The organism is Saccharothrix saharensis, assembly GCF_006716745.1.
Taxonomy (GTDB): domain Bacteria; phylum Actinomycetota; class Actinomycetes; order Mycobacteriales; family Pseudonocardiaceae; genus Actinosynnema; species Actinosynnema saharense.
Window position 1 is genome coordinate 4,084,819 of sequence record NZ_VFPP01000001.1, and the last position, 23,710, is coordinate 4,108,528.

Here is a 23,710-nt window from a genome sequence, read left to right on the forward strand (position 1 = left end):
TCGGGCGCTTCAGGCAGGTCACAGCCGGGCTTACCGCGCAACCCCGCTTTCACCTCAGCCAGGGCTCACCGCGGCCAGTACCGACGCCACTCCTCCGCCGTCAACCTCTCCACACCCGCCGCCCGAGCCGCCTTCTCCGCCGCCCGCACATCGGCCTCGAACCGCCGCGCCACCACCCGCAACTCGGTCTCCGGGTCCTCCCCGGCCAGCTTCGCCACCGCCGCCACCGCGAACAACGTCACCCCGACGTCGTCACCCTCCGGCAGCAGGTCCACCGGCAACCCGGCCCGCGCCACCCGCTGCGCCAGCTTCCCGGCCAGCGCCACCGCCGGCTGCCCCATCGCGACCCCGTCGACGCTCGACTCACGCCGCTTCTCCGCCTGCTTGAGCTCTTCCCACCGGTGCTGCTGCGACGTCGCGTCCCGCACCGCCGGGTCCCCGCCCTCGAACACGTGCGGGTGCCGTCCGACCAGCTTCGCCACCAGGTCCCCGGCGACCTCGTCGATCCCGAACGGCTCCTCGGCGTCCTCCGCCGCGATCCGCGCGTGGAACAGAACCTGGAGCAGCACGTCCCCGAGCTCTTCCCGCAACGCCGCCCGGTCGCCGTCCTCGATGGCTTCCAGCAGCTCGTACGTCTCTTCCACCAGGTACTGCCGCAACGACTTGTGGTCCTGCTCGGCGTCCCACGGACAGCCACCGGGCGACCGCAACCGGTCCATCACCGCCGCCGCCTCCAGCAACGGCACCCCGGGCGTCCGCACCACCTCGGCACCCGCCGCGACCAACTCCCGCGCCACCGGCTCATCCGGGTTGGTCGTGATCAACACCACCGGCTGGCCCGCCACGAACTCGGACACCGGCACGGCCGACCACTCGGCCGCGTCCACACCCTCCCCCGCGTACACCGCCGCCGCGCCCCGCAGAGCGGACAGCGCGGCGGCGGGCAGAACCGGAACAGCCCCTACGACGACAACCGTCACGACTTCTGCCGCGCCCGCGCCGTCGCCTGGTACCCGCTCAACTCGCCCTCACCGGCCGCGAGCGAGATCGCGGTACCGTCCCACACCCCGTACCGGGGGTTGACCTGGATCTCCGGCTCACCGGCCAGCGTGTGCACGAGCCGCAGCCCGATCTGCTCCAGCAGCTGCGGCGTCAACTGCTCGGTGGACGACTCGCCGGACGGCCGCACGTCGGTCTTGCGGTCGGTCACGTACGCCACGATCCACTGCGCGCTGCTCGGGTCCGGCGCGAACGCCACCACCGTGCCCGCCGGCACGCCGAACAACGGCGACTGCGCGGCCTGCGGCGAGTCGGCCGAGCGCACCCGCTGACCCTCCTTGGACAGCGTCTGGCCCTCGGCGCTGCGCGGCGCGTCGGCCACGAACCCGGCCATCTTCGCCGGGTCCGCCGCGACCTGCTTGGCCTTCTCGACCGCCTCGGCGTTGTCCTTGACGAAGAAGTAGTCGAACGTGACTTCCATCCGGTCCACGTACTTGCGCGCCAGCTCGACCAGCAGCAACTGGTCCTTGGCCCGCTCGCGGAACGTCGTCGCGTCGTACACCGTGTTCTGCGAGGCCGCCTCCGCGCCGCCGGCCTGCTCGACCGACTCGGTCACGGCCTCCTCGGACACGGACACGCCCTCGCGCCGGGCCGCCTGCTCGATCAGCTCGTGCTGCACGCCCAGGGTCACCAACTGCCGGGCGACCTGGTCGAGCTTGCGCTGGTCGTGCAGCTTCCGGGCCTCGGGCTCCTTCTCGAGCACGACGTCCAGCCGCTGCTGGACCTGCTCCAGGGGCAGCACGGTGTCGCCGACGATGGCGGCCGAGCCGACGTGGCTCGGGCCGGTGCCGCAGCCCGCGACCAGCAGTGCCACCGAAGCCAGGGCCACCGCCGCGCCGATCTTGGTGAAGCGCCTCTGCACAGTCCTCACGACCAGTACCTTCTCACGTCCTCGTGACGCCGCTCACGGGAGTACCCGCCAAGGACTCCAGGAACTGCGCGCACCAATCCAGCAGGTCCTGGTCGCGCAGCTGGGGTGCGCCCATCCGGCCGCCGGCCGCTCCCTCCGTCGGACGAGGCACGCTGACCGTGCGGGCGGCCTCCTTGTGGACCGCCTTGGGGAACAGCCGGCGCAGCCGCACGAGCTGGCTGTCCTTCAGCTCCAGCGGCGCGAAGCGGATCGTCGCGCCCTGGGTCGCGACCTCCGTGACGCCGTGCGCGCGGCACGTCTGCCGGAACCGGGCCACCGCGAGCAGCCGCTCCACCGGCAGCGGCGGGGTGCCGTAGCGGTCCTTCAGCTCGTCCCAGACCGCCTGCAACGCCTCGCCGTCGACCGCGGCGGCGATCTTGCGGTAGGCCTCCAGCCGCAGCCGCTCGCCGGGCACGTAGTCGTGCGGGATGTGCGCGTCCACGGGCAGGTCGACGCGGACCTCGGCCAGCTCCTCCTCGACCTCGCCGTCCGCGCCCGCGTGCTTGCGGAACGCCTCGACGGCCTCGCCGACCAGCCGCACGTACAGGTCGAAGCCGACGCCCGCGATGTGGCCGGACTGCTCCGCGCCGAGGATGTTGCCCGCGCCGCGGATCTCCAGGTCCTTCATGGCCACCGCCATGCCCGCGCCCAGCTCGGTGTTCTGCGCGATCGTGGCCAGCCGGTCGTGCGCGGTCTCGGTCAGCGGCGCCTCGGGCGGGTAGAGGAAGTAGGCGTAGCCGCGTTCCCGGCCCCGGCCGACGCGGCCGCGCAACTGGTGCAGCTGGGCCAGGCCGAGCAGGTCGCCGCGCTCCACGATGAGGGTGTTGGCGTTGGAGATGTCCAGGCCGGTCTCCACGATCGTGGTGCAGACGAGCACGTCGTACTCGTTCTCCCAGAACCCCTGGATGATCTTCTCCAGCTTGTCCTCGTTCATCTGGCCGTGCGCGGTGATCACGCGCGCCTCGGGGACCAGCTCGCGGATGTGCCGGGCGGCCTTCTCGATCGACGACACGCGGTTGTGCACGTAGAACACCTGACCGTCGCGCAGCAGCTCGCGGCGGATGGCGGCGGCCACCTGCTTGTCGTCGTACGCGCCGACGTAGGTCAGGATCGGGTGCCGCTCCTCGGGCGGGGTGAGGATGGTGGACATCTCGCGGATGCCCGCCAGCGACATCTCCAGCGTGCGCGGGATCGGCGTGGCGGACATCGTGAGCACGTCGACGTGCGTGCGCAGCGCCTTGATGTGCTCCTTGTGCTCGACGCCGAACCGCTGCTCCTCGTCCACGATGACCAGGCCCAGGTCCTTGTAGCGCAGGCTCTTCTGCAGCAGCCGGTGCGTGCCGATGACGATGTCCACGTCACCCTCGGCCAGGCCGGTGACGGTCTGCTCGGCCTCCTGCGGGTCGGTGAACCGGGACAGGCCCTTGATCGTCACCGGGAACGCGCGCATGCGCTCGGCGAACGTGTTCAGGTGCTGCTGGGCCAGCAGCGTGGTCGGCACCAGCACCACGACCTGCTTGCCGTCCTGCACCGCCTTGAACGCCGCGCGCACCGCGATCTCGGTCTTGCCGTAGCCGACGTCGCCGCAGATCACCCGGTCCATCGGGACGGTGCGCCGCATGTCGGCCTTGACCTCGTCGATCGCCGCCATCTGGTCGGCGGTCTCGGTGAACGGGAACGCGTCCTCCAGCTCGCGCTGCCACGGCGTGTCCGGGCCGAACGCGTGACCGGGCGCGGCCTGGCGGGCGGCGTAGAGCTGGACCAGCTCGGCGGCGATCTGCTTGACCGCCTTCTTCGCCTTGGCCTTGGTGTTCTTCCAGTCGCTGCCGCCGAGCTTGTTCAGCGTGGGCAGCTCGCCGCCGACGTAGCGGGAGACCTCGTCGAGCTGGTCGGTCGGCACGAACAGCCGGTCGCCGGGCTGGCCGCGCTTGCTCGAGCCGTACTCCAGGACCAGGTACTCGCGGGTCGCGGTGTTGCCGGCGGTGTCCTTGGTCGTGCGCTGCACCATCTCGACGTACTTGCCGATGCCGTGCTGCTCGTGCACGACGTAGTCGCCGGGCCGCAGCGCCAGCGGGTCGACGGCGTTGCGGCGGCGGCTGGGCATGCGGCGCATGTCCTTGGTGGACGTGCCGTGCCGCCCGCCGGTCAGGTCGGTCTCGGTGAGCACGACCAGCGCCAGCTCGGGCAGCGAGAAGCCGTCCTCCAGCGCGCCCCGCACGACGCTGACCGCGCCCTTCTTCGGGGCGGTGTCCAGCGTCTCCCGCAGCACCACGTTCACGTCGGCTTCGCGGAGTTGCTCGGTGGCGCGCTGGGCCGTGCCCGCGCCGGGGACGACGAGCACCGCCGTGCCGCCGGAGACGGTGTGGGCGCGCAGGTCGGCGAACGCCCGGTCGATGTCGCCCTGGTAGGCCTCGACCTGCTTGAGCTCCAGCCGGACGACGTCACCGCCCTCGGTGGTGAGCCGGCTGAGCGTCCACCAGGGCCGGCCCTGGGCCCGCGCGGAGGCCGCCACGTCGGCGAGGCTGTGGTAGGCGCTGGAGTCCAGGTCGATGGGGCTCTGCCCGCCGCCCGCCGCGGCCATCCACGACGCCTCCAGGAACTCCTGGCCGGTGCGCACGAGGTCCGCGGCCCGCGCCCGGATCTTCTCCGGGTCGTTGAGGAGGACGTGCGTGCCCTCGGGGACGACGTCGGTGAGCAGTTGCAGCTCGCCCTCGCACAGCGCCGGGATGAGGGCTTCCATGCCCTCCGACGGGATGCCCTCGGCGATCTTGCTCAGCAGCTCGTGCAGGTGGGCGTCGGCGGTGTGCTGCTCGGCCAGCGCGGCGGCCTTGGCCTTCACGTCCGCGGTGAGCAGCAGCTCGCGGCACGGCGGCGCGGTGAACCCGTCGACCTCCTGCGGCAGCGACCGCTGGTCGGCGACGGCGAACGGGCGGATCTCGCTGACCTCGTCGCCCCAGAACTCGACCCGCAGCGGGTGCTCGGCGGTCGGCGGGAAGATGTCCAGGATGCCGCCGCGCACGGCGAACTCGCCGCGCTTCTCGACCATGTCGACGCGGGTGTAGGCGATCTCGGTGAGGTGGACCAGCAGCGCCTCGAAGTCGTGCTCCGAGCCGACGGCCAGGTGCACGGGCTCGAGCTCGCCCAGGCCGGGGGCCATCGGCTGGATCAGGCTGCGGACCGTGGTGATGACGACCTTGAGCGGGTTGTCGGCTGGGTGGGCCAGGCGGCGCAGCACCTCCAGGCGCGCGCCGACCGTGTCGGCCCGCGGTGACAGCCGCTCGTGCGGCAGCGTCTCCCAGGACGGGAACAGCGCGACCTGCTCCGGGCCGATGAGGTCGCACAGCACGGCCTTGAGGTCGTCGGCCTCGCGGCCGGTCGCGGTGACCGCGAGGACGGGCGCGCTGGTGGCGAGCGCGGCCACGACCAGCGGTCGGGCGGCGGGTGGCCCTTCGAGTTCCAGGTCGGGCACGCCGACCGAGTCGGCGAGGGCGCGCAGCGCCTTGTCGGGCAGGACAGCGGTCAGCAGGCCGGACAGCGGGCCGGGCTGGGGCATTGCGGTGGCTCCCCGAGGATCAAACGCGGACAGACCCCTGCCCGGGACCGGACGTCCACACGTCCACCGGAGGGGTTCTCGGCTTCCCAGCCTACGGCCCCCGCCGGCCGGGTGCCCCGTGATTTCGGTTGACCGCGGGGTGACGCTGGGTACGTGGAGCAGAAGCAGATCAGGGCCGACTACGACGATCGGCACATCACCGTGTACCAGGCGTACTCCCCCGCCATCGCCGACCCCGCGCTGGCGGCGGGCCGGTTCGTGCCGCCGTTCAAGCCCGGCCGGATGACGTGGGTCAAGCCGTCGTTCCTGTGGATGATGTACCGCTCCGGGTGGGGCGCCAAGCCCGACCAGGAGCGCGTGCTGGCCGTGCGAATCACCCGATCGGGGTTCGACTGGGCGGTGCGGGCGGCCGTGCCGAGCGACGAGGGGGTCGGGCGCAAGCCGGACGTGCGGGTGCAGTGGGACCCGGAGCGCGGCCTGCACCTCCAAGCCCTCCCGCACCGGTCGTTGCAGCTCGGGCTGGCCGGCGAGGCGTCGCGGCGGTACGTGGAGGAGTGGGTCGTGGGGCTGACCGACGTGACGCCCCTGGCCCACCGGGTGCACGCCCTGGTGCGGGCCGGCGACCTGGACGCGGCACGTGCCCTGCTGCCCGTCGAACGGCCGTACCCGGAGCCGTCCGGGTGAACGTCGAGCACACACGGGGGTCGTCATGCTGGGTGACATGCGTCGGTTCTTCGGGTTCGCTGCGGTGCTGGCCGCGTGTGCGGCGTGTTCGACCGGGGGCTCCGGGGACTCCGACGGCTCCGGGGGTGACGCGCCCTCGACGACCACGTCCGCGGGGCTGGCGGTCGAGGTGGTGGCGTCCGGGCTGAGCCACCCGTGGGACGTGGGGTTCCTGCCCGACGGGCGGCTGCTCGTGCCGCAGCGGCCGGGGCGGATCTCGCTGGTCGAGGGCGGCCGGGTGACCGACGTGGAGGCCGACCTCGGTGACGTGGCGGCCCGGGGCGAGGGCGGGCTGATGAGCCTGGTCGTGCACCCGGACTTCGCGACCAGCCGCCGGTTCACCACGTGCTTCAACACGTCCACCGACGTGCGGCTGGTGACGTGGGAGCTGGACGGCACCAGGGCGACCAGGGTGAAGGACCCGCTGCTGGCGGGGCTGCCGACGGCGGCGAGCGGCCGTCACTCGGGGTGCCGGATGGCGCTGGACCGCGACGGCGACCTGCTCGTCGGCACCGGGGACACCGCGCGGGGTGACGTGCCGCAGGACCGGGCCAGCCTGGGCGGCAAGGTGCTGCGGGTCGACCTGGCGACCGGCGAGGGCGTGCCGGGCAACCCGTTCGGGGACCGGATCTACACCTACGGGCACCGCAACGTGCAGGGCGTGGCCGTGCGGCCGGACGGGGTGGTGTTCACCGCGGAGCACGGGCCGTCGGTGGACGACGAGGTGAACGTGGTGCGGCCCGGTGGGAACTACGGGTGGGACCCGTCGCGGGGCGGCACGGTCGGCGGGTACGACGAGGACGTGCCGATGACGGACCTGGAGCGGTTCCCGGACGCCGTGCCGGCCGTGTGGTCGTCGGGGCGGCCGACGGAGGCGATCTGCGACGCCGCGTTCCTGGTGGGCGAGCAGTGGGGTCCGCTGAACGGCGTCCTGGCCGTGACGGCGCTGAAGGGCGCCAAGCTCCTGCTCTTCACCGTCACCCAGGAGGGCGGTGTCCACTCGGTCTCCATCCCCCCGGAACTGGACGGCACCCACGGCCGCCTGCGCGGCGCCGAAACGGCCCCCGACGGCTCGCTCTACGTCACCACCTCGAACGGCACCGACGACAAGATCCTCCGCCTCACCCCCTCCTCCTGACCCGCGAGTCGAACGCTCAGGTCCCGAGTGTCGAACGCTCAGGACCCCTGAATTCAACGTTCAGGACAGCCAACCCGGGCCCCACGCGTCCTGAGCGTCGAATTCAGGGGTCCTGGAGGTTCGACACTCGGGACCTGAGCGTTCGACACGCGGGGGTCAGCGGGTGCGGAGGCGGGGTTTGTGGTCCATGTGGGACAGGCCCTTCCAGGCCAGGTTGACCAGGTGGGCGGCGACCTCGTCCTTCTTCGGCTTGCGGACTTCCAGCCACCACTGGCCCGTCAGCGCCACCATGCCGACGAGGGCCTGCGAGTAGAGCGCGGCCAGCTTGCGGTCGTAGCCCTGGCGCGAGAAGTGCAGCCCCAGGATCGACTCCACCTGGGACGCGATGTCGTTCAGCAACGACGAGAACGTGCCGGTGGACGACGCCACGGGCGAGTCGCGCACCAGGATCCGGAAGCCGTCGGTCGAGCCCTCGATGTAGTCCAGCAACGCGCACGCCGCCTGCTCCAGCAGCTCCCGCGGGTGCCCGCCGGACAGCGCGTTGACGATGTGGTCCATCAGGTACTGCATCTCGCGGTCCACCACGACGGCGTAGATGCCTTCCTTGCCGCCGAAGTGCTCGTAGACCACGGGCTTGGACACGCCCGCCCGGTGCGCGATCTCCTCGATGGAGGTGACCTCGAAGCCCTTCTCGGCGAACAACGCGCGGGCCACGTCGAGCAGTTGCTCGCGCCGCTCCTTGCCCGTCATCCGCACGCGCGGCACCGGTGTCCCGTCGCCGCGCCGTCTCCCCGCCACCCAGACCACCCTAAACGCCTGCCCCCCGCGTGGAGCGCGAGGGGCAGGCGACAGCTCGTCGTCCGACTACTTCTTGGCGCTGATGCGGGCCAGGCGCTGCTGGTTCGGCCAGCGCACGTTGGTCGCCCAGCCGAACTTCTCGAACAGCCAGATCATCCGCGCGGACGTGTCGATCTGACCGCGCTTGACGCCGTGGCGCGCGCAGGTCGGGTCGGCGTGGTGCAGGTTGTGCCACGACTCGCCGAAGCTCAGGATCGCCAGCGCCCACACGTTCGCGGAACGGTCACGCGCGGCGAACGGGCGGTCACCCACCATGTGGCAGATCGAGTTGACCGACCACGTCACGTGGTGCAGGAACGCCACCCGGACCAGGCCCGCCCAGAAGAACGCGGACAGCGCGCCGGCCCACGACATGGTGATCAGGCCGCCCAGCGCGGCGGGCGCGAGCAGGCTGATGGTCGTCCACAGCCAGAACAGGCTGTCGATGCGGACCAGGTCCTTGTCGGCGAGCAGGTCGGGCGCGAACCGCTGCGCGTTGGTCTTGTCGCGCTCGAACAGCCAGCCCATGTGCGCGTGCCAGAAGCCCTTGGCCAGCGCGACCGGGCCGCTGCCGAACAGCCACGGCGAGTGCGGGTCGCCCTCGCGGTCGGAGAACGCGTGGTGGCGGCGGTGGTCGGCGACCCAGACGATCACCGGTCCCTGCAGCGCCATGCTGCCCGCGATGGCCAAGCCGATCTTGAGGGCGCGGTTGGCCTTGAACGAGCCGTGCGTGAAGTACCGGTGGTAGCCGATGGTCACGCCGAGGCCGGCCAGGTAGTAGAACGCGACGAACAGCGCGACGTCGACCCAGCCCAGCCCCCAGCCCCAGGCGAACGGAACGGCCGCGAGCAGAGCCAGGAACGGCACGATGACGAACACGTACACGCCCAACTGCTCGACGTGCCCTCGTCGCCCTTCGATCATCGGCTTGGGTCCGCGATCCTCCGGACCTTGCGGCGTGGACCTGCTCTCCAGGGTGCTGGTCATACATGTACCTCGTTGTGTGTTCGGGGCTACCTACGGAACCGTAACTTACGGAAGCGTAAGTTAGGTCGAGCTCGTGCCGCCATAGCCGGAGCCAAAGTCATGGCGTCTTCTCAGGAAGTCGGGCGTGTCGATCAACGCCGGGGCATCATTCGGTGATGGGGTCACCGACCGTTCGCCGACACCGCAGGCCGCGCATCGCGCTCGTCACGTTCGCGGTCGTGTTACTGCTGCTCAGCGGCGGTCTGCTGGGGTTCGGTTGGTACTACAGCGGCGAGCTGCTCGACCCGGAGAACGCGCGTCCGGGGTACCGGGACACGGTCACCTCGTCGGCGTTCGGGACCGTCTCGCTGGCGGAGTCCAGGGTCACAGTGCTCCCGGGCACATGGGGTCTCGTCTGGCCGGACGGCGGCGCGAAGGTGGGCCCGGTGACCCACCGGTCGGAGGGCACCGTGGTGCGCGAACTGCAGGGCACGGCGCCCGCGGACGGCACCATGGTGCGACTGGAGACGTCGGTCTGGCGCACGGACCCGGCCACGGCACTCGACCTCGAGTACACGGAAGTGCGAATTCCGACCGAACTGGGTGACGCTCCGGCATGGCTGGTCCCGGCGACGTCGCCCACCTGGGTCGTCGCCGTCCACGGTCGGGGCGGCACGAGGGCCGAGGCGCTGCGGGTCATGCCGGCGTTGCACGCCCTGGGGCTACCCGTTCTGGCCGTGACCTACCGCAATGACGACGGCGCGCCCCGATCGCCGGACGGCCTCTACCACCTGGGCGACACGGAGTGGCGGGACGTCGAGGCGGCCGTGCGCTACGCCCGCGAGCACGGCGCGCGCGACGTCGTGCTGTACGGCTGGTCGATGGGCGGCGCGATCGTCGGCCAGTTCCTGGGCCGGTCGGACCTGGCGGGCGACGTGGTCGCCGCGGTGCTGGACGCGCCCGTGGTGAGCTGGACGAAGACGCTGGAGCTCCAGTCGCGCAACCGGGGCGTGCCGGAGCAGCTGGTGCCGATCGCGGAGCTGGTCTCGGACTGGCGGGCCGACCTGGACTTCACCCGGTTCGACCTGCTCGCCAACCCGCCCGCGCGCCGGCCGCCGACGCTGCTGTTCCACGGCGGCGCGGACGGCACCGTGCCGGTGCAGGCGTCACGGGAGCTGGCCGCGGCGGCGGACCGGCTCGACTGGCCCCTGCGGTACGTGGAGGTGCCCGAGGCGGAGCACACGGCGGCGTGGAACGTCGACCCGGAGTCCTACGACCGGGCGCTGACCGATTTCCTCGGCTCGGTCGACGGCATCGGGTGACGGCGTCGGTCCACCCGGCCGTGCCCGAATGACTACGCCAGGTAGTTAAGCGGGTGATTGTTTTGCCCGAAATCGTGTCGCACAGGGGTCCCACGACCCTCGCGCGGGACCGCCGGCAGTCGATCGGAAGCCGCGCGGAGTTCACCCGATCGTGACGCGGGCCACGTCACACATGCGCTTGACCTGCGACAACACGCAGTGTCATGATCGAGTCACGGTCCGGTTGCCGCCACTTGAGTGGTGGTGCTGACCTTCGAGGGTCACTCGTGACAACATGTGTTCGCGCGGTCGGGGTGAGCCTCGACCGTTCCGCCATGGTGTAAAGGCAGCACCTCGGATTTTGGTTCCGATGGTCCAGGTTCGAATCCTGGTGGCGGAGCGAGGAGGCCGGGCCACGAAGGTCCCGGCCGCCCTGCGTCTGCATGGGGGTGTGAGTCGCTGCACGAGGAAGCGGTCGACGAGCAGGGCAACGTGGCGCCGGCGCTCCACGAGATGTCCGACGCGTGGCTGGTCGGCCGCGCGAGTGAGCTCGTGGCCGTGGCCCAGAGCAGCCACCTCTCCGACCAGCTCGACGCGGCGCACGAGGTGGACGAGATCCTGGCCGAGGCGCAGGGCCGCGGCGAGCCGCGGATCGTCGGCCAGCTGCTGCGCGCGGCGGCCGTGGTCCGGATCGTCACGCCCGGCCTGGTCGACCTGTCCGACACCGTGCTGGACGAGATGCTGGCGCACTGCCGCCGGCACGGCCTGCTCGTGCTGGAGGCCGAGGCGCACGCCCTGCGCGGGCGGCGCTACCTGCTCGGCGGGTTCGAGGACCGGGCGTTGACCGAGGTCGCCAGCGGCCTGGCGATGCTGGAGGAGGACCTCGCACCCGACCCGATGCTGGACAAGCGCACGTGGGACCGGCTGCTGGCGTCGGCGTTGCAGTCGACCGGGCTCGTGCTCACCCAGCTCGGCGTCTACGAGATGGCCGACGAGGTGCTGGCGCGGGCGCACAACGCGATCCGGGACAGCGCCAACCCGCACCAGATCTACGTGCACCTGGTCAACCGGGCCCGGCTGCTCATCGGCTGGGGGCTGCGGCTGGAGCGGGTGGACAACTTCGACGAGGCGGGCGAGCGGTTCGCCACCGCGTCGGCCATCGCCACCGCCGTCGAAGGGCCGTTCCGCGAGTCGCTGCACCCCGGCAGGCGTGACCGCAGCGCCGCCGAGCAGGTGCCGGTGATCGGCGCGGCGCACGCGCTGGCCAAGCCGGGGGCGGAGCACATCGCGCGGCTGTGGACCCTGCGCGAGCTGGCCATGTACGCCCGCGAGCTGATCATCGTGTCGATCGCGCTGGCCCGCTGCCTGGAGATGGAGGAGCTGCCGCAGCAGGCGCTCCAGGTGCTGCACGACGCCCGCGACCGGCTGGAGCACGACACCTCCGAGCCGACCCTGATGCTGTGCCTGACCCGCGAGTACGCCCGCATGTCCGGCCCGCACGGCGAGCGCACCATCTCGGCGCTGCAGACCTACGCCAACGCGCTGGAGGTGGAGCTGTGGCTGATGCAGGAGGCGCGCACCGCCACCCTGCTCACCCGGCGCGACCACGAGCGGCTGACCCGGGCGCACGGCGCGATCGCGCAGCAGGCGCTGCAGGACCCGCTGACCGGCCTGCCGAACCGGCGCGCGCTGGACGACCGGCTGGCCGCGCTGATCAACGCCCAGACCCACCCGATGGCCATCGCGCTCGTCGACCTCGACGGGTTCAAGGTCGTCAACGACAAGCACTCGCACGCCGAGGGTGACGACGTCCTCCGCGTGATTGCGAGCACACTGCGCCAGGCGTTGCGTGGTGACGACCTGGTGGCGCGGTACGGCGGTGACGAGTTCGTCGTGCTGCTGCCCGGAGCGCCCCTGCACGCCGCCGAAGCGGCCCTCGCCCGGGCCGTGGACGCCGTCGCCGCACTGCCTTCCGACCTGTCCAGGGGCGTGACGCTGTCGGTGGGCGTGATCTCCGTGCGGCCGCGCGAGGCGGCGCACGCGGCGCTGGCGCGGGCCGACTCGGCGATGTACGTGGCGAAGCGGCGAGGTGGCTGCCAGGTTGCGGCCGTGGAAGTCGAGCCCTCCTCGGAGGCTTAGTATCGGCACCTGGCGGGAAGCCAGGCCCCTCCCGCTGAAGGCACGCACTCAGCTAGGGAGAGCGCTGATGCTCGAGGGTGTCCCCACCCCAGTCAGCACGATCGTCCTCGCAGCGGGTGAAGGCACCCGCATGCGCTCAGCCACCCCCAAGGTCTTGCACCGCATCGCCGGTCGTTCGCTGGTGGAGCACGCCGTGCGCGCCGCCGCCGGCACCGAGCCCGACCACCTCGCCGTCGTGGTCGGCCACGGCCGCGCCGCCGTCGCCGACCACCTCGACAGCCTGTCCACCGCGCTGGACCGCAAGGTCACGGTGGCCGTGCAGGAGCAGCAGAAGGGCACCGGGCACGCGGTCGGCTGCGGCCTGGCCGAACTGCCCGACGACCTCGGCGGCACGGTCGTCGTCACCTACGGCGACGTGCCGCTGCTGGACGCCGACACCCTGCGCGGTCTGCTGGCCGAGCACGGCGCGCGCGGCAACGCCGTCACCGTGCTGACCGCCGTGGTGGCCGACCCGACCGGGTACGGGCGGATCGTGCGGTCCGCGGACGGCTCGGTCGAGGGCATCGTGGAGCAGAAGGACGCCACGCCCGAGCAGCGGGAGATCACCGAGATCAACTCCGGGGTGTACGCGTTCGACGCGGCCGTGCTGCGCGACGGGCTCTCCCGGCTGTCCACCGACAACGCCCAGGGCGAGCTGTACCTGACCGACGTGCTGACCATCGCGCGCGGCGACGGGCGGCGGGTGGGCGCGCTCGTCACCGACGACGCCTGGCTGGTCGAGGGCGTGAACGACCGCGTGCAGCTGGCCCGGTTGGGCGCGGAGCTCAACCGCCGGCTCGTGGAGCGGGCCATGCGCGCCGGTGTCACCGTGGTCGACCCGGCCACGACCTGGCTGGACGCCGACGTGCGGCTGGAGCGCGACGTGCTGGTCGAGCCGAACGTGCAGCTCAAGGCGGGCACGTCGGTCGGCGAGGGCGCGGTCGTCGGTCCCGACACCACGCTGTCGGCGTGCGCGGTCGGTGCGGGCGCGACCGTGGTCCGCACGCACGGCACCGGCGCGGAGATCGGGCCCGGCGCGTCCGTCGGACCGTTCGCGTACCTGCGGCCGGGTACCCGGCTCGGCGAGCGCGGGAAGATCGGCACCTTCGTGGAGACGAAGAACTCCGACATCGGCGCGGGCAGCAAGGTGCCGCACCTGAGCTACATCGGCGACACCACCATCGGCGAGCACTCCAACATCGGCGCCGCCAGCGTCACGGTCAACTACGACGGCGTGAACAAGCACCGGACCACGATCGGGTCCTACTGCCGCACCGGTTCGGACAACATGTTCGTCGCCCCGGTCACCGTGGGCGACGGCGCGTACACCGGCGCGGGGACCGTGGTGCGGCGCGACGTGCCGCCCGGCGCGCTGGCCGTGTCCGGCGGACCCCAGCGGAACCTGGACCGATGGGTGGTGTCCCGCCGCGCGGGCACGCCTTCGGCCGAAGCGGCGGAGCGCGCTCTGACGCCCGAGAATGCAGGCACAACCGATGAAGGGCGCTGACGTGAACCCCACGATGGCCGGGACACCCAAGAAGAACCTGATGCTCTTCGGCGGGCGGGCCTACCCCGAGCTGACCGAGCAGGTGGCCAAGCACCTGAACGTGTCGGTGACCCCCCAGTCGGCGTACGACTTCGCCAACGGCGAGATCTTCGTGCGGTTCGAGGAGAGCGTGCGCGGCTGCGACGCGTTCGTCATCCAGTCGCACTGCGCGCCCATCAACCAGTGGCTGATGGAGCAGCTGATCATGGTGGACGCGCTGAAGCGGGCGTCCGCGAAGCGCATCACCGTGATCATGCCGTTCTACCCGTACGCGCGGCAGGACAAGAAGCACCGCGGCCGCGAGCCGATCTCGGCCCGCCTGGTCGCCGACCTGTTCAAGACCGCGGGCGCGGACCGGCTGGTGGCCGTCGACCTGCACACCGCGCAGATCCAGGGCTTCTTCGACGGCCCGGTGGACCACCTCTGGGCCATGCCGCTGCTGGCCGAGCACATCAAGGAGAAGTACGCGGGCCGCGACATCACCGTCGTCTCCCCCGACGCGGGCCGCACCAAGCTGGCCGAGAAGTGGGCGGACACCCTCGGCGGCTGCCCGATCGCGTTCATCCACAAGACCCGCGACCCGCTGCGGCCGAACGAGGTCGTCGCCAACCGGGTCGTCGGCCAGGTCGAGGGCCGGCTGTGCGTCGTCATCGACGACATGATCGACACCGGCGGCACGATCACCAAGGCGGTGGAGCAGCTGCTCGCCGAGGGCGCGTCGGACGTCGTCATCGCCGCCACCCACCCGGTCCTGTCCGGCCCCGCCATCGAGCGCCTGCGCGACTGCGGCGCCCGCGAGGTCGTGTTCACCGACACCCTGCCGATCCCGGCCGAGAAGCGCTTCGACGCGATGACGGTCCTCCCGATCGCCCCCCTGCTGGCCCGCGTCATCCAGGAGGTCTTCGAGGACGGCTCGGTGACCTCCCTGTTCGACGGCAACGCCTGACACCCCGCGCGCCCTGCGGGATGATCCCCGGATGGCGCTCGAACGCGAACGGCCCGGCGCACCCGATGCGCCGGGCCGTTCGTCGTCCAACTCCGTGTCCGGCACCGTGCACGGCCCGGTGGCGCAGATCGGCGTCGTGCGGGGCGACGTGAACCTGATGACCGGCGCGCCGGTGCGGACCCGGTACCGGGAGACGGTCCGGCGGATCGCGCCGCCGGAGCTGGTCGGCCGGGAGGCCGAGCTGGCGGAGCTGGCGGCGTTCTGCACGTCCTCCCCCACCCCGTACCGCTGGTGGCGGGCGGCGGCGTGGTCGGGCAAGTCGGCGCTGATGGCGACGTTCGCGCTGAACCCCCCGCCGGGCGTCCGCGTGGTGTCGTTCTTCATCACCGCCCGCCTGGCCGCCCAGAACGACCGCCACGCCTTCATCGACAACGTGCTGGAGCAACTGGTCACCCTGCTGGACCAGCCCCTGCCCCCGCTGCTGACCGAGTCGACGCGGGAAGCGCACCTGCTGGGCCTGCTCACCGAGGCCGCCGAGGCGTGCCGCGACCGCGGCGAGCACCTCGTGCTGCTGGTGGACGGGCTGGACGAGGACCGGGGCGTCACCACCGGCCCGGACGCGCACAGCGTCGCCGCCCTGCTGCCGGTGGACCCGCCGGCCGACCTGAGGGTGGTCGTGGCGGGCCGCCCGAACCCGCCGATCCCGACCGACGTCCCGGACCACCACCCGCTGCGCGCACCGGACGTCGTCCGGCCGCTCGCGCCGTCCGACGCGGCGGTGGCGGTGCGCGCCGACATGGAGCGCGAGCTGAAGGCCCTGCTGCACGGCACGCCGACCACCCAGGAACTGCTCGGCCTGGTCGCGGCGGCGGGCGGCGGCCTCACGGCGGCCGACCTGGCGGAGTTGACCAGGTCGTCGGAGTGGGACGTGGACGACCACCTGAACACCGTGACCGGCCGCAGCTTCAGCCGCCGTCCCGGAGCTGCCTCGGACGCCTACGTGCTCGGTCACGAGGAGCTGCACCTGAAGGCGATCGAGGTGCTGGGGCCCACCCGCCTCGCCGCCTACCGCGAGCGCCTGCACCGGTGGGCCGACGGCTACCGCGACCGCCGCTGGCCCGCCGACACCCCCGACTACCTCCTCCGCGACTACTTCGCCCTGCTCGGCCTCACCGGCGACGTGGTGCGGATGCTCGCCTGCGCGACCGACCCCGACCGGCACGACCGCATGCTCGACCGGTCCGGTGGCGACGCCGACGCGCTCAACGAGGTCCTCGAGACCCGGTCGCTCCTCATGGCCGACGACGTGCCCGACCTGGTCGCGATCAGCCGCCTCGCCGTCCACCGGGACCGGCTCGTCGGTCGCAACGCCTCGCTGTCACCCACCCTGCCGGGGTTGTGGGCCTCGCTCGGGCGGATCTCCAGGGCGGTGGCGGTGGCCAGGTCCTTCGACGACGCGCACGCCCGGGATCTCGCCCACCTGTCGGTCGTCCGCGCCCTCGTCCGCCAGGGACACGTCACGCAGGCGGTCGACCTGGCCGACGCGATCGGTGACGTGCTCCTGCGCACCAGGGCGCTCACGGCGCTGGCGCCGGTCGGCCGAGGGCACGACGGGGTGCGGAGCCTGCTCGACCGGCAGGACCGGGCCGTTCGGCTCATCGAGGTCACCACCAGGCGGGACCGCGAGTTGCGCGCGCTGGTCCGTGCCGCCGCCCGACTGGGTGACATCCCCCGTGCTCTCGCCCTGCTCGACCCGATCACCGACGACGCCGTCCGGGCCCTGGCCGTGCTCCCGATCGTCCGGGCCGCGATCACGGGCGGCGACCTCGAACTCGCACTCGTCGTCGCCGACCAGGCCGCCGGAACCGACTCCCACGTCGACGCGATCGCCCGGGTGGCGACCGCGTTCGGCGAGTCCGGGGACGTCTCCCGGGCACGGGAGCTGCTGGACCGGATCACGGCCCTCGGCCCGGGCCACGACCAGGCGCCCGACGGGGAGGCAAGGCGCTCGGTCCGCGATCTGACGGCCGTGGTCGACGGGCTCGACCGGCCGGAAGAGCCGGAGCCGTCCCCGCCCGACGACGTGCGGCAGGGCACCGACCTCGCGCAGGCCCGCCGGCGCGTCGAGTCGATCGCCGACGACGTCGAGCGCGCGCGGGCGACGCTCGACCTGGTCCGCACGGCGGTCGCGCAGGGCGACCTCGTGACGGCCGGGTCCCTCACCGATTCCCTCGACGACCCCGCACGTCGGGGTGACGCGCTCGAGGCCCTGGTGCCGGCGTTGATCTCCGGCGGCGACCGGGAGCGGGCCGTCGCGGCGCTGCACCGGGCCGAGGTGTCGGCTCGTGCCCACGGTCACACGGCCCGCCGGGACCAAGTGGTGGTCTGGGTGGTCGGCGCAGTGATCGCGGCCGGTGACCTCGACCAGGCCGAAGCGCTGGCCCGGTCGGTCCTGGGCCCGCGCCACCGCGGCCACGCGCTGAACCTGGTCAGCCGCGCCGCCAGGGGAGCCGGCGACGAGGCCAGGGCCCGACGCCTCGTGCACGACGCCGTGACGGCGGCGCACTCCATCACGGACATCGGCCGACGCGAACAAACGCTGGCGGCCATCGCGCACACACTCGCGTCGCTGCACGACCTGACCGCGGCCGAGGCTCTGGCCGACACCATGCGGAGCCATCACCTTCGCGACTCGGTCCTGCGGTCGGTCGCGCGCTTCTCCACGCCGGGCGAGGGGCACGACCAACCGCGCGCCCTGCCTTCTCCCACGGCGGACGAGGACGGGCCCGAACCCCCACCCGAACTGGTGGCCCTGATCGCCCGAGGGGATTTCGACTCCGCCGAGGAGCTCGCCTTCTCGACCACCGACTGGTTCACGGGCACCAGGGCCGTCGAGGAAGTGCTGACGGCGGCGGTCACCGCCGGAGACCTCGACCGAGCGGAGCAAGTCGCGATCCGCGCCGCGCTGAACCGGCGCCCGCTGTCGGCGGTCGGCTTCGCCGTGGACGCGATGACCGCGCACGGGCACGCCGACCGCGCGCGGACCCTGCTGCACCGGGTCGAGCTCGCCGCGAGGTCGACCGGCCACCTCGGGTCGGCCGCGACGCTCAGGACCGTCGTCGGCTGCCTCGTGGGCTTGGCGGACCTGGACCGGGCTGAGGAGGTCGCCAGGAGCATCGCCGACCCGTACTACCGGCACGCCTCGCTGTGGGGGGTGGTCGAAGGGATCCTGCGCACGGGTGACGTCGACCGCGCGAGCGCCGTCGCCGACTCGATCGGCGACTCCGAGCCACCGGTCGCCGCCGGCTACCTCATCCCGAAGCTCGCCCCCGACTCGGCGCGGCGCGCGGTCGCCCGCGGCCTCTTCGGCCGGAAGTGGCAGCGCAGCGTCGACGTGCTCAGCCGGATGAGCCCGGCGTCGTTGGAGGCGCTCGTGCGGGAGCTCACCGTCATCGACGAACGCGCCCGTCGGCCGGTCTGAGGGACGCGGGGACGGCGGAAGAACCCCCGATTAGGCCGAGTCCGCCGGTCGGGCCTACACTGGCCAGGTTGCCTCGGCGAGGGCGAGCATCACGCTCGGCGTGATCGACGCGGCGGTTGTGATGCCGCGCGTGTTCACCCTCCGCGCCGCCCGCCGCCGCAGGCCAACCCCCGCTTCGCCCCGCCCGACGCACCCGCCGACGTTTACCAGGCCAGACCGTTAGGAGAGCCCCACCGTGTCCGAGGTCCGTCTCGCCGCAGAGCAGCGCACCGAGTTCGGCAAGGGCGCCGCCCGCCGCACCCGCCGCGCCGGCAAGATCCCCGCGGTGCTCTATGGCCACGGTTCCGACCCGAAGCACCTGGCCCTGCCGGCGCTGGAGTTCGCCCGTGTCGTCCGTGAGCACGGTCAGAACGCAGTTCTCACGCTGGACATCGAGTCCTCCACCGAGCTGGCGCTGACCAAGACCGTCACCACCCACCCCATCAAGAACTACATCGAGCACGTCGACCTGCTGCTCGTGCAGCGGGGCGAGAAGGTCACCGTCGAGGTGCCGATCGTCCTCACGGGCGACGCCGCCGCGGCGACCCTGCTCACGCAGGACCTCACCACCATCCAGGTGGAGGCCGACGCGCTCAACATCCCCGAGCAGGTCGAGTACTCCATCGCCGGGCTGGCCGCGGGCACCCAGGTGCACGCCTCCGACCTGACGCTGCCCGCCGGCACCTCGCTGGTGACCGACGCGGACGCCCTGGTCCTCGCGGTGAACGCCGCGCCGACCGCCGCCGAGATGGACGGCGACTCCGGTGAGGCCACCGACGCCGAGGCCACCGAAGAAGGCTGAGCCCATCACGTCGGGCAACTCGAACGGCACGCCTCCCCCGCCGCACGGCTGGGGTGGCGTGCCGTTCCCGTTCCTGAGCCCGGCGCAGGTCCGCGCGACCCGGTTCCCCCGCAAGCGCGGCCGCGGCTACGACCCGGCGCAGGTCGACGCGTTCGTGCTGCGCATCGCCGACGCGCTCGCCGGCCGCACCCCGCTGCACCCCGACCAGGTGCGCGCGATCGCGTTCACCGAGATCGCCGGCGGCTACGACCAGCGGGCCGTGGATGACTTCCTGGCCGCGTGCGAGCACCAGCTGCGGTCCGGGCACGTGCCGCCGACCACCTTGCAGACCGGTGCGGCGTTGCTGGCGGTGAAGCTGCCGCGCTCGCCCAACGGCTACGATCGCGGCGAAGTCGACGCGTTCCTCGGCCGGGCCGCCGCGGCGCTGGACGGCCGGGGGCGGATGACCTCCGGCGAGGTGCGCCACACCCGGTTCACCACCACGTCCGGCCTGCGGCGGGGCTACCAGGTCCGCGCGGTGGACGCCCTGTTGGACGAGCTTGAGCAGGAGTTGCGGTTCCGTGGTCGATGACGTCGCCCTGGTCGTCGGGCTGGGCAACTCCGGCCCCAAGTACGAGGGCAACCGGCACAACGTCGGCTTCCTCGTGCTGGACGAGCTGGCCGCGCGCGTGGGCGGGAAGTTCAAGGCGCACAAGGGCGGCGCCGAGGTGGTGGAGGGCCGGTTGGCCGGTCGCCGGGTCGTGCTGGCGAAGCCTCGCGGCTACATGAACACCTCGGGCGGCCCGGTGGCGGGCACGGCGAAGTTCTACAAGACGCCGCCGTCGTCGATCATCGTGGTGCACGACGAGCTGGACCTGCCGTTCGGCACGGTGCGGCTCAAGCTCGGCGGCGGCGAGAACGGCCACAACGGCCTGCGGTCGATCACGAAGTCGTTGGGCACCAAGGACTACCACCGGGTGCGGTTCGGCGTGGACCGGCCGCCGGGCCGGATGGACCCGGCCGACTACGTGCTGCGCGACTTCTCGCTGGTCGAGCGCAAGCAACTGGCGCTGGAACTGGACCGGACGGCGGACGCCGTGGAGGCGTTGCTGGAGCTGGGGCTGGAAGCCGCCCAGAACAAGTTCCACTGAGCCCGCCACCTCCTGGGGCTGAACGCGCCCCAGGAGGTTCTGCCGGCCACATCACACGGCGGGCACCAAGGACGCGGCGGCGGAGCGGCGGAGCTTGCCGGACGGCGTCTTGGGCAGGCTGCCGGGCTTGAGCACAACCACGGAGAACGGCCGCAGGCCGACCGCGTCCACGACCCGGGCGCTGATCTCCTTGCTCAACGCGCGCACCGCGTCGTCCTCACCGGCCAGCTTCGACTCGACCACCACGGCGAACCGCTCCCGCCGCGTGCCCGCGTCCAGCCGCACGGCCACCGCGTTGCCCGCGCGCACGCCCTCCACGGCCGTCGCGGCGCGCTCGATGTCCGTGGGGTAGATGTTGCGTCCACCCATGATGATCACGTCCTTGCGCCGCCCGCACACGACGACCTGGCCGTCCACCACGTAGCCCTCGTCGCCGGTGTCCAGCCAGCCCTCGGCGTCCTGGGTGTCCAGCGGGCCGTTCACGGTGAGGTAGCCGGGCGTCACAGCTTCACCGCGCACCCTCAGCTGCCCGACCTCCCGCTCGCCGAGCACCTTGCCCTCGCCGTCCACCACCTGCACCTCCAGGCCCGGCAGCGGCGGCCCCAGCAGCGGGAACGCCCGCGCGTTCGGGCTGTCCGGCGGCACGGGCACGGCGCGGTGGCCCGCCTCCAGCTCCTCCGGGTCCACCACGTCGACCGAGATGCCGGTGAACACCGGCGCGAACGCCACGCCCAGCGTGGTCTCCGCCATGCCGTACGCGCACAGCACGCACTCTGGCCGCAGCCCGAACCGCGCGCCCGCGTCGGTGAACAGCTTCACCGCGGCCGGGTCGATGGGCTCGGCGCCGTTGAGCGCGATCCGCAGCTTCGACAGGTCGAACGCGCCGTCGTCCACGCCCTTCATGCGGCGCGCGGCGATGGCGTAGGCGAAGTTCGGGGCGGCCGTGATGGTGCCCTGGTAGCGGCTGATCAGGTCCGGCCACAGGGTGGGCCGGCCGAGGAAGTCGACCGGGGTGACCTTGACCAGGTCGATGCCGAACAGCATCGGCACGGTCAGGAAGCCGACCATCCCCATGTCGTGGAACAGCGGCAGCCAGGAGACCATCCGGTCGGTCTCCGGGTCGAGCTCGGCGGCGGTCTCCATGGCCTTGGCGTTGGACCACAGGTTGCCGTGCGTGATGCGGACGGCCTTCGGGTCGGCGGTCGAGCCGCTGGTCAGCTGGAGCAGCGCGGGCATGTCCTCGTCGACGTCGACGGGCACGGCCAGCGGCTCGCCGTCCAGCTCGGCCAGCCTGCGGTAGGCCACGCCGTTCTCGTCGAGCACGCCCGAGAGCGCGTCGAACGGCGCGCCCAGCAGCACCAGCTTCGCGCCGATCATGCCCAGCACGCGCAACGTGTCGGCGGCCCACTCGCCGAGGTCGGTGCGGGCCGTCGGCTGGTGCAGCATGGTCGTGCTGCCGCCCGCCAGCCACACCGCCTGCACGGCGGGCGCGATCTCGGCCGGGTCGCCCGCGAGGACCGCCACCGACTCGCCGCGCGCCACCCCGCCCGCGACGAGTGCGCCGGCCATGCGGGTGGCCTGCTGGTGCACCTCCGCCCACGACCGGCGGGTCGGAGCGTTCGGCTCCCCCGTGGTCATGCCCCGCGCCCGTCCCCCGGCACCCGCAGCGGTTGCCACCATCGTGTCCACGAACCGGCTCATGCCCGTCAGGGTAGAGCGATCTTCGGTCGCATTGAGCCGATAGGGCGAAACATCGGGCGCACCATGAGGCGATACTCCCCGGTACACCACACGAAGGAGGTAACGGGTGGCCGGGTTCGACGCTCGTCAGCACCTGCCGGCCCATCCGGCGCCGCTGTTGGGCGCGCAGGATCTGCGGCAGGTCGCTTTCCACCGCCCGCCGCCCGGCCAGCCGGGGTACGACGAGGGTCAGGTGGACGCCTTCCTGGACCGCATCGAGGCGACCCTGCTGGGCCGGGACGACGTGACCGAGCAGGACGTGCGGCAGGTGCGGTTCAGACCCGCGCGGCCGGGTTACTACGCGGCCGAGGTCGACGCGTTCATGGACCTGGCGGCCGAGACGCTCGGCTCCACGCCCCAGCGGCGCCAGGCCACCGCTCCGGCGCAGGGCGCGCACGCCACGTCGACCGGGATGAGACCGGCGCCCCGGCTCACGCCGCAGGACGTGCGCGGGGTGCGGTTCCACAAGCCCAGACCGGGCAACCGCGGTTACCACGAGGGCGAGATCGACGCGTTCCTCGACCGGATCGAGAACACCCTGGCGGGTCGGGACGACCTGACCGCCCGCGAGGTGCAGGACTTCGAGTTCCGCTACGCCCCACCGGGTCAGGTGGGGTACGACGAGGACGACGTCGACACGTTCCTGGACCTCGTCGTCGTGACGTTGGAGCGGATGCCCCCGCCGCCCGTCCGCCCTTCCGCTCCCACCGCTGTTCCCCCCGCGGCTGTTCCCCCCGCGGCTGTTCCCGCCGCCGTTGTTCCGGCCACCGCGCCCGTTCCCCCTGTTCCCCCGCGTCCGCGCCCAGGCCCCGGCACGCGCCCGCTGACCGCCCGTGACGTGCGCACCGCCGCCTTCGGCAAGCCGCCGCGCGGCCGGCGCGGCTACCAGGAGTCGCAGGTCGACAAGTTCCTGGACCGGATCGAGAACACGCTGCTCGGGCAGGACGACCTGACCGCCCGCGAGGTCCGCGAGGTCCGCTTCAGCCGGCCCATGTTCGGCCGGCGCGGGTACGACGAGACCGAGGTGGACGCGTTCCTGGCACGGGTGGAGAAGCAGCTGGGCGACGGACCGCTGCCGCCGAGCGCGCTCCCGCCCGTGACGTCGTGGAAGCAGTTGCGGTTGATCAAGATCCCGCTGGCGGGGCCGGCGCAGCGCGGGTACCGGACGTCCCAGGTGGACCGGGTGCTGGAGGAGGTCGGCATCGCGCTGGACGGCATGATCGGCGCTTCGTCGTCCGAGGTGGCCAAGACCAAGTTCGCCACCTCCCTGATGGCGGGCCAGGGCTACGACTGCGCGTTCGTGGACGAACTGATGCCCCTCCTCGCCGCCGAACTCCGCCGCCGCGGCCGCTGACCCGAGT

The 23,710-nt window shown here is 72.5% G+C and carries 17 protein-coding genes and 1 tRNA gene; 12 read left to right on the plus strand and 6 right to left on the minus strand.

Going from position 1 to position 23,710, the window contains the following annotated elements; translation table 11 throughout:
* Positions 1–65: 65 nt before the first annotated feature.
* Genes FHX81_RS17650 through mfd form a run of 3 tightly spaced genes read right to left on the minus strand, consistent with a single transcriptional unit; the run spans position 66 to position 5,522 of the window.
* Positions 66–980: a nucleoside triphosphate pyrophosphohydrolase gene (locus FHX81_RS17650; RefSeq protein ID WP_141979213.1), complete on the minus strand. Its 915-nt coding sequence runs from the start codon at positions 978–980 to the stop codon at positions 66–68.
* Positions 977–1,930 carry a SurA N-terminal domain-containing protein gene (locus tag FHX81_RS17655; RefSeq protein WP_141979214.1) on the minus strand — a complete coding sequence of 318 codons (954 nt, stop codon included), beginning with the start codon at positions 1,928–1,930 and terminating at the stop codon, positions 977–979. The genes FHX81_RS17650 and FHX81_RS17655 overlap by 4 nt, the downstream gene beginning before the upstream one ends.
* Before the next feature lie 13 nt (positions 1,931–1,943).
* Entirely contained in the window at positions 1,944–5,522 is a 3,579-nt protein-coding gene (mfd, locus tag FHX81_RS17660; protein WP_170232085.1) for a transcription-repair coupling factor, read from the minus strand.
* 153 nt (positions 5,523–5,675) lie between these two features.
* On the opposite strand from mfd, the gene FHX81_RS17665 reads away from it, so the two are divergent.
* Both FHX81_RS17665 and FHX81_RS17670 read left to right on the plus strand, forming a co-directional pair.
* Positions 5,676–6,206, plus strand: coding sequence for a DUF4291 domain-containing protein (locus FHX81_RS17665; RefSeq protein ID WP_141979215.1), 531 nt, complete (start codon positions 5,676–5,678; stop codon positions 6,204–6,206).
* Positions 6,207–6,243: 37 nt separating this feature from the next.
* Positions 6,244–7,383: a PQQ-dependent sugar dehydrogenase gene (locus FHX81_RS17670; RefSeq protein WP_141979216.1), complete on the plus strand. Its 1,140-nt coding sequence runs from the start codon at positions 6,244–6,246 to the stop codon at positions 7,381–7,383.
* A 156-nt stretch (positions 7,384–7,539) separates the two neighbouring features.
* Here FHX81_RS17670 and FHX81_RS17675 read toward each other — a convergent pair whose 3' ends face one another.
* Both FHX81_RS17675 and FHX81_RS17680 read right to left on the minus strand, forming a co-directional pair.
* Positions 7,540–8,133, minus strand: coding sequence for a TetR/AcrR family transcriptional regulator (locus FHX81_RS17675; RefSeq protein WP_053719425.1), 594 nt, complete (start codon positions 8,131–8,133; stop codon positions 7,540–7,542).
* A gap of 114 nt (positions 8,134–8,247) precedes the next feature.
* Entirely contained in the window at positions 8,248–9,207 is a 960-nt protein-coding gene (locus tag FHX81_RS17680; RefSeq protein ID WP_141979217.1) for an acyl-CoA desaturase, read from the minus strand.
* A gap of 155 nt (positions 9,208–9,362) precedes the next feature.
* Between FHX81_RS17680 and FHX81_RS17685 the strand changes: the two genes are divergently transcribed.
* The 9 genes from FHX81_RS17685 (at position 9,363) to pth (ending at position 20,609) form a co-directional block, all read left to right on the plus strand.
* Positions 9,363–10,508, plus strand: coding sequence for an alpha/beta hydrolase family protein (locus FHX81_RS17685; RefSeq protein ID WP_141979218.1), 1,146 nt, complete (start codon positions 9,363–9,365; stop codon positions 10,506–10,508).
* A gap of 308 nt (positions 10,509–10,816) precedes the next feature.
* Positions 10,817–10,887 (plus strand) — tRNA-Gln (locus FHX81_RS17690).
* Between the two features lie 92 nt (positions 10,888–10,979).
* Positions 10,980–12,626: a GGDEF domain-containing protein gene (locus FHX81_RS17695; RefSeq protein ID WP_246107864.1), complete on the plus strand. Its 1,647-nt coding sequence runs from the start codon at positions 10,980–10,982 to the stop codon at positions 12,624–12,626.
* Positions 12,627–12,693: 67 nt separating this feature from the next.
* Positions 12,694–14,172, plus strand: a complete 1,479-nt coding sequence (gene glmU / locus FHX81_RS17700) for a bifunctional UDP-N-acetylglucosamine diphosphorylase/glucosamine-1-phosphate N-acetyltransferase GlmU (RefSeq protein ID WP_141979219.1) — start codon at positions 12,694–12,696, stop codon at positions 14,170–14,172.
* A gap of 13 nt (positions 14,173–14,185) precedes the next feature.
* Entirely contained in the window at positions 14,186–15,157 is a 972-nt protein-coding gene (locus FHX81_RS17705) for a ribose-phosphate diphosphokinase (RefSeq protein ID WP_141983990.1), read from the plus strand.
* Positions 15,158–15,188: 31 nt separating this feature from the next.
* On the plus strand, positions 15,189–18,638 hold the full coding sequence (locus FHX81_RS17710; RefSeq protein WP_141979220.1) for a hypothetical protein: 3,450 nt from the start codon (positions 15,189–15,191) through the stop codon (positions 18,636–18,638).
* Positions 18,639–18,873: 235 nt separating this feature from the next.
* On the plus strand, positions 18,874–19,479 hold the full coding sequence (locus tag FHX81_RS17715; protein WP_141979221.1) for a 50S ribosomal protein L25/general stress protein Ctc: 606 nt from the start codon (positions 18,874–18,876) through the stop codon (positions 19,477–19,479).
* A gap of 58 nt (positions 19,480–19,537) precedes the next feature.
* Complete coding sequence (locus FHX81_RS17720) at positions 19,538–20,050, plus strand: DivIVA domain-containing protein (protein ID WP_141979222.1); 513 nt, start codon at positions 19,538–19,540, stop codon at positions 20,048–20,050.
* Complete coding sequence (gene pth, locus FHX81_RS17725; RefSeq protein WP_141979223.1) at positions 20,040–20,609, plus strand: aminoacyl-tRNA hydrolase; 570 nt, start codon at positions 20,040–20,042, stop codon at positions 20,607–20,609. The genes FHX81_RS17720 and pth overlap by 11 nt, the downstream gene beginning before the upstream one ends.
* A 51-nt stretch (positions 20,610–20,660) precedes the next feature.
* Here pth and FHX81_RS17730 read toward each other — a convergent pair whose 3' ends face one another.
* Complete coding sequence (locus FHX81_RS17730) at positions 20,661–22,310, minus strand: fatty acyl-AMP ligase (protein WP_141979224.1); 1,650 nt, start codon at positions 22,308–22,310, stop codon at positions 20,661–20,663.
* 106 nt (positions 22,311–22,416) lie between these two features.
* On the opposite strand from FHX81_RS17730, the gene FHX81_RS42620 reads away from it, so the two are divergent.
* A complete protein-coding gene (locus tag FHX81_RS42620; RefSeq protein WP_141979225.1) occupies positions 22,417–23,703 on the plus strand; it encodes a DivIVA domain-containing protein in 1,287 nt (428 codons plus the stop codon).
* Positions 23,704–23,710 lie beyond the last annotated feature (7 nt).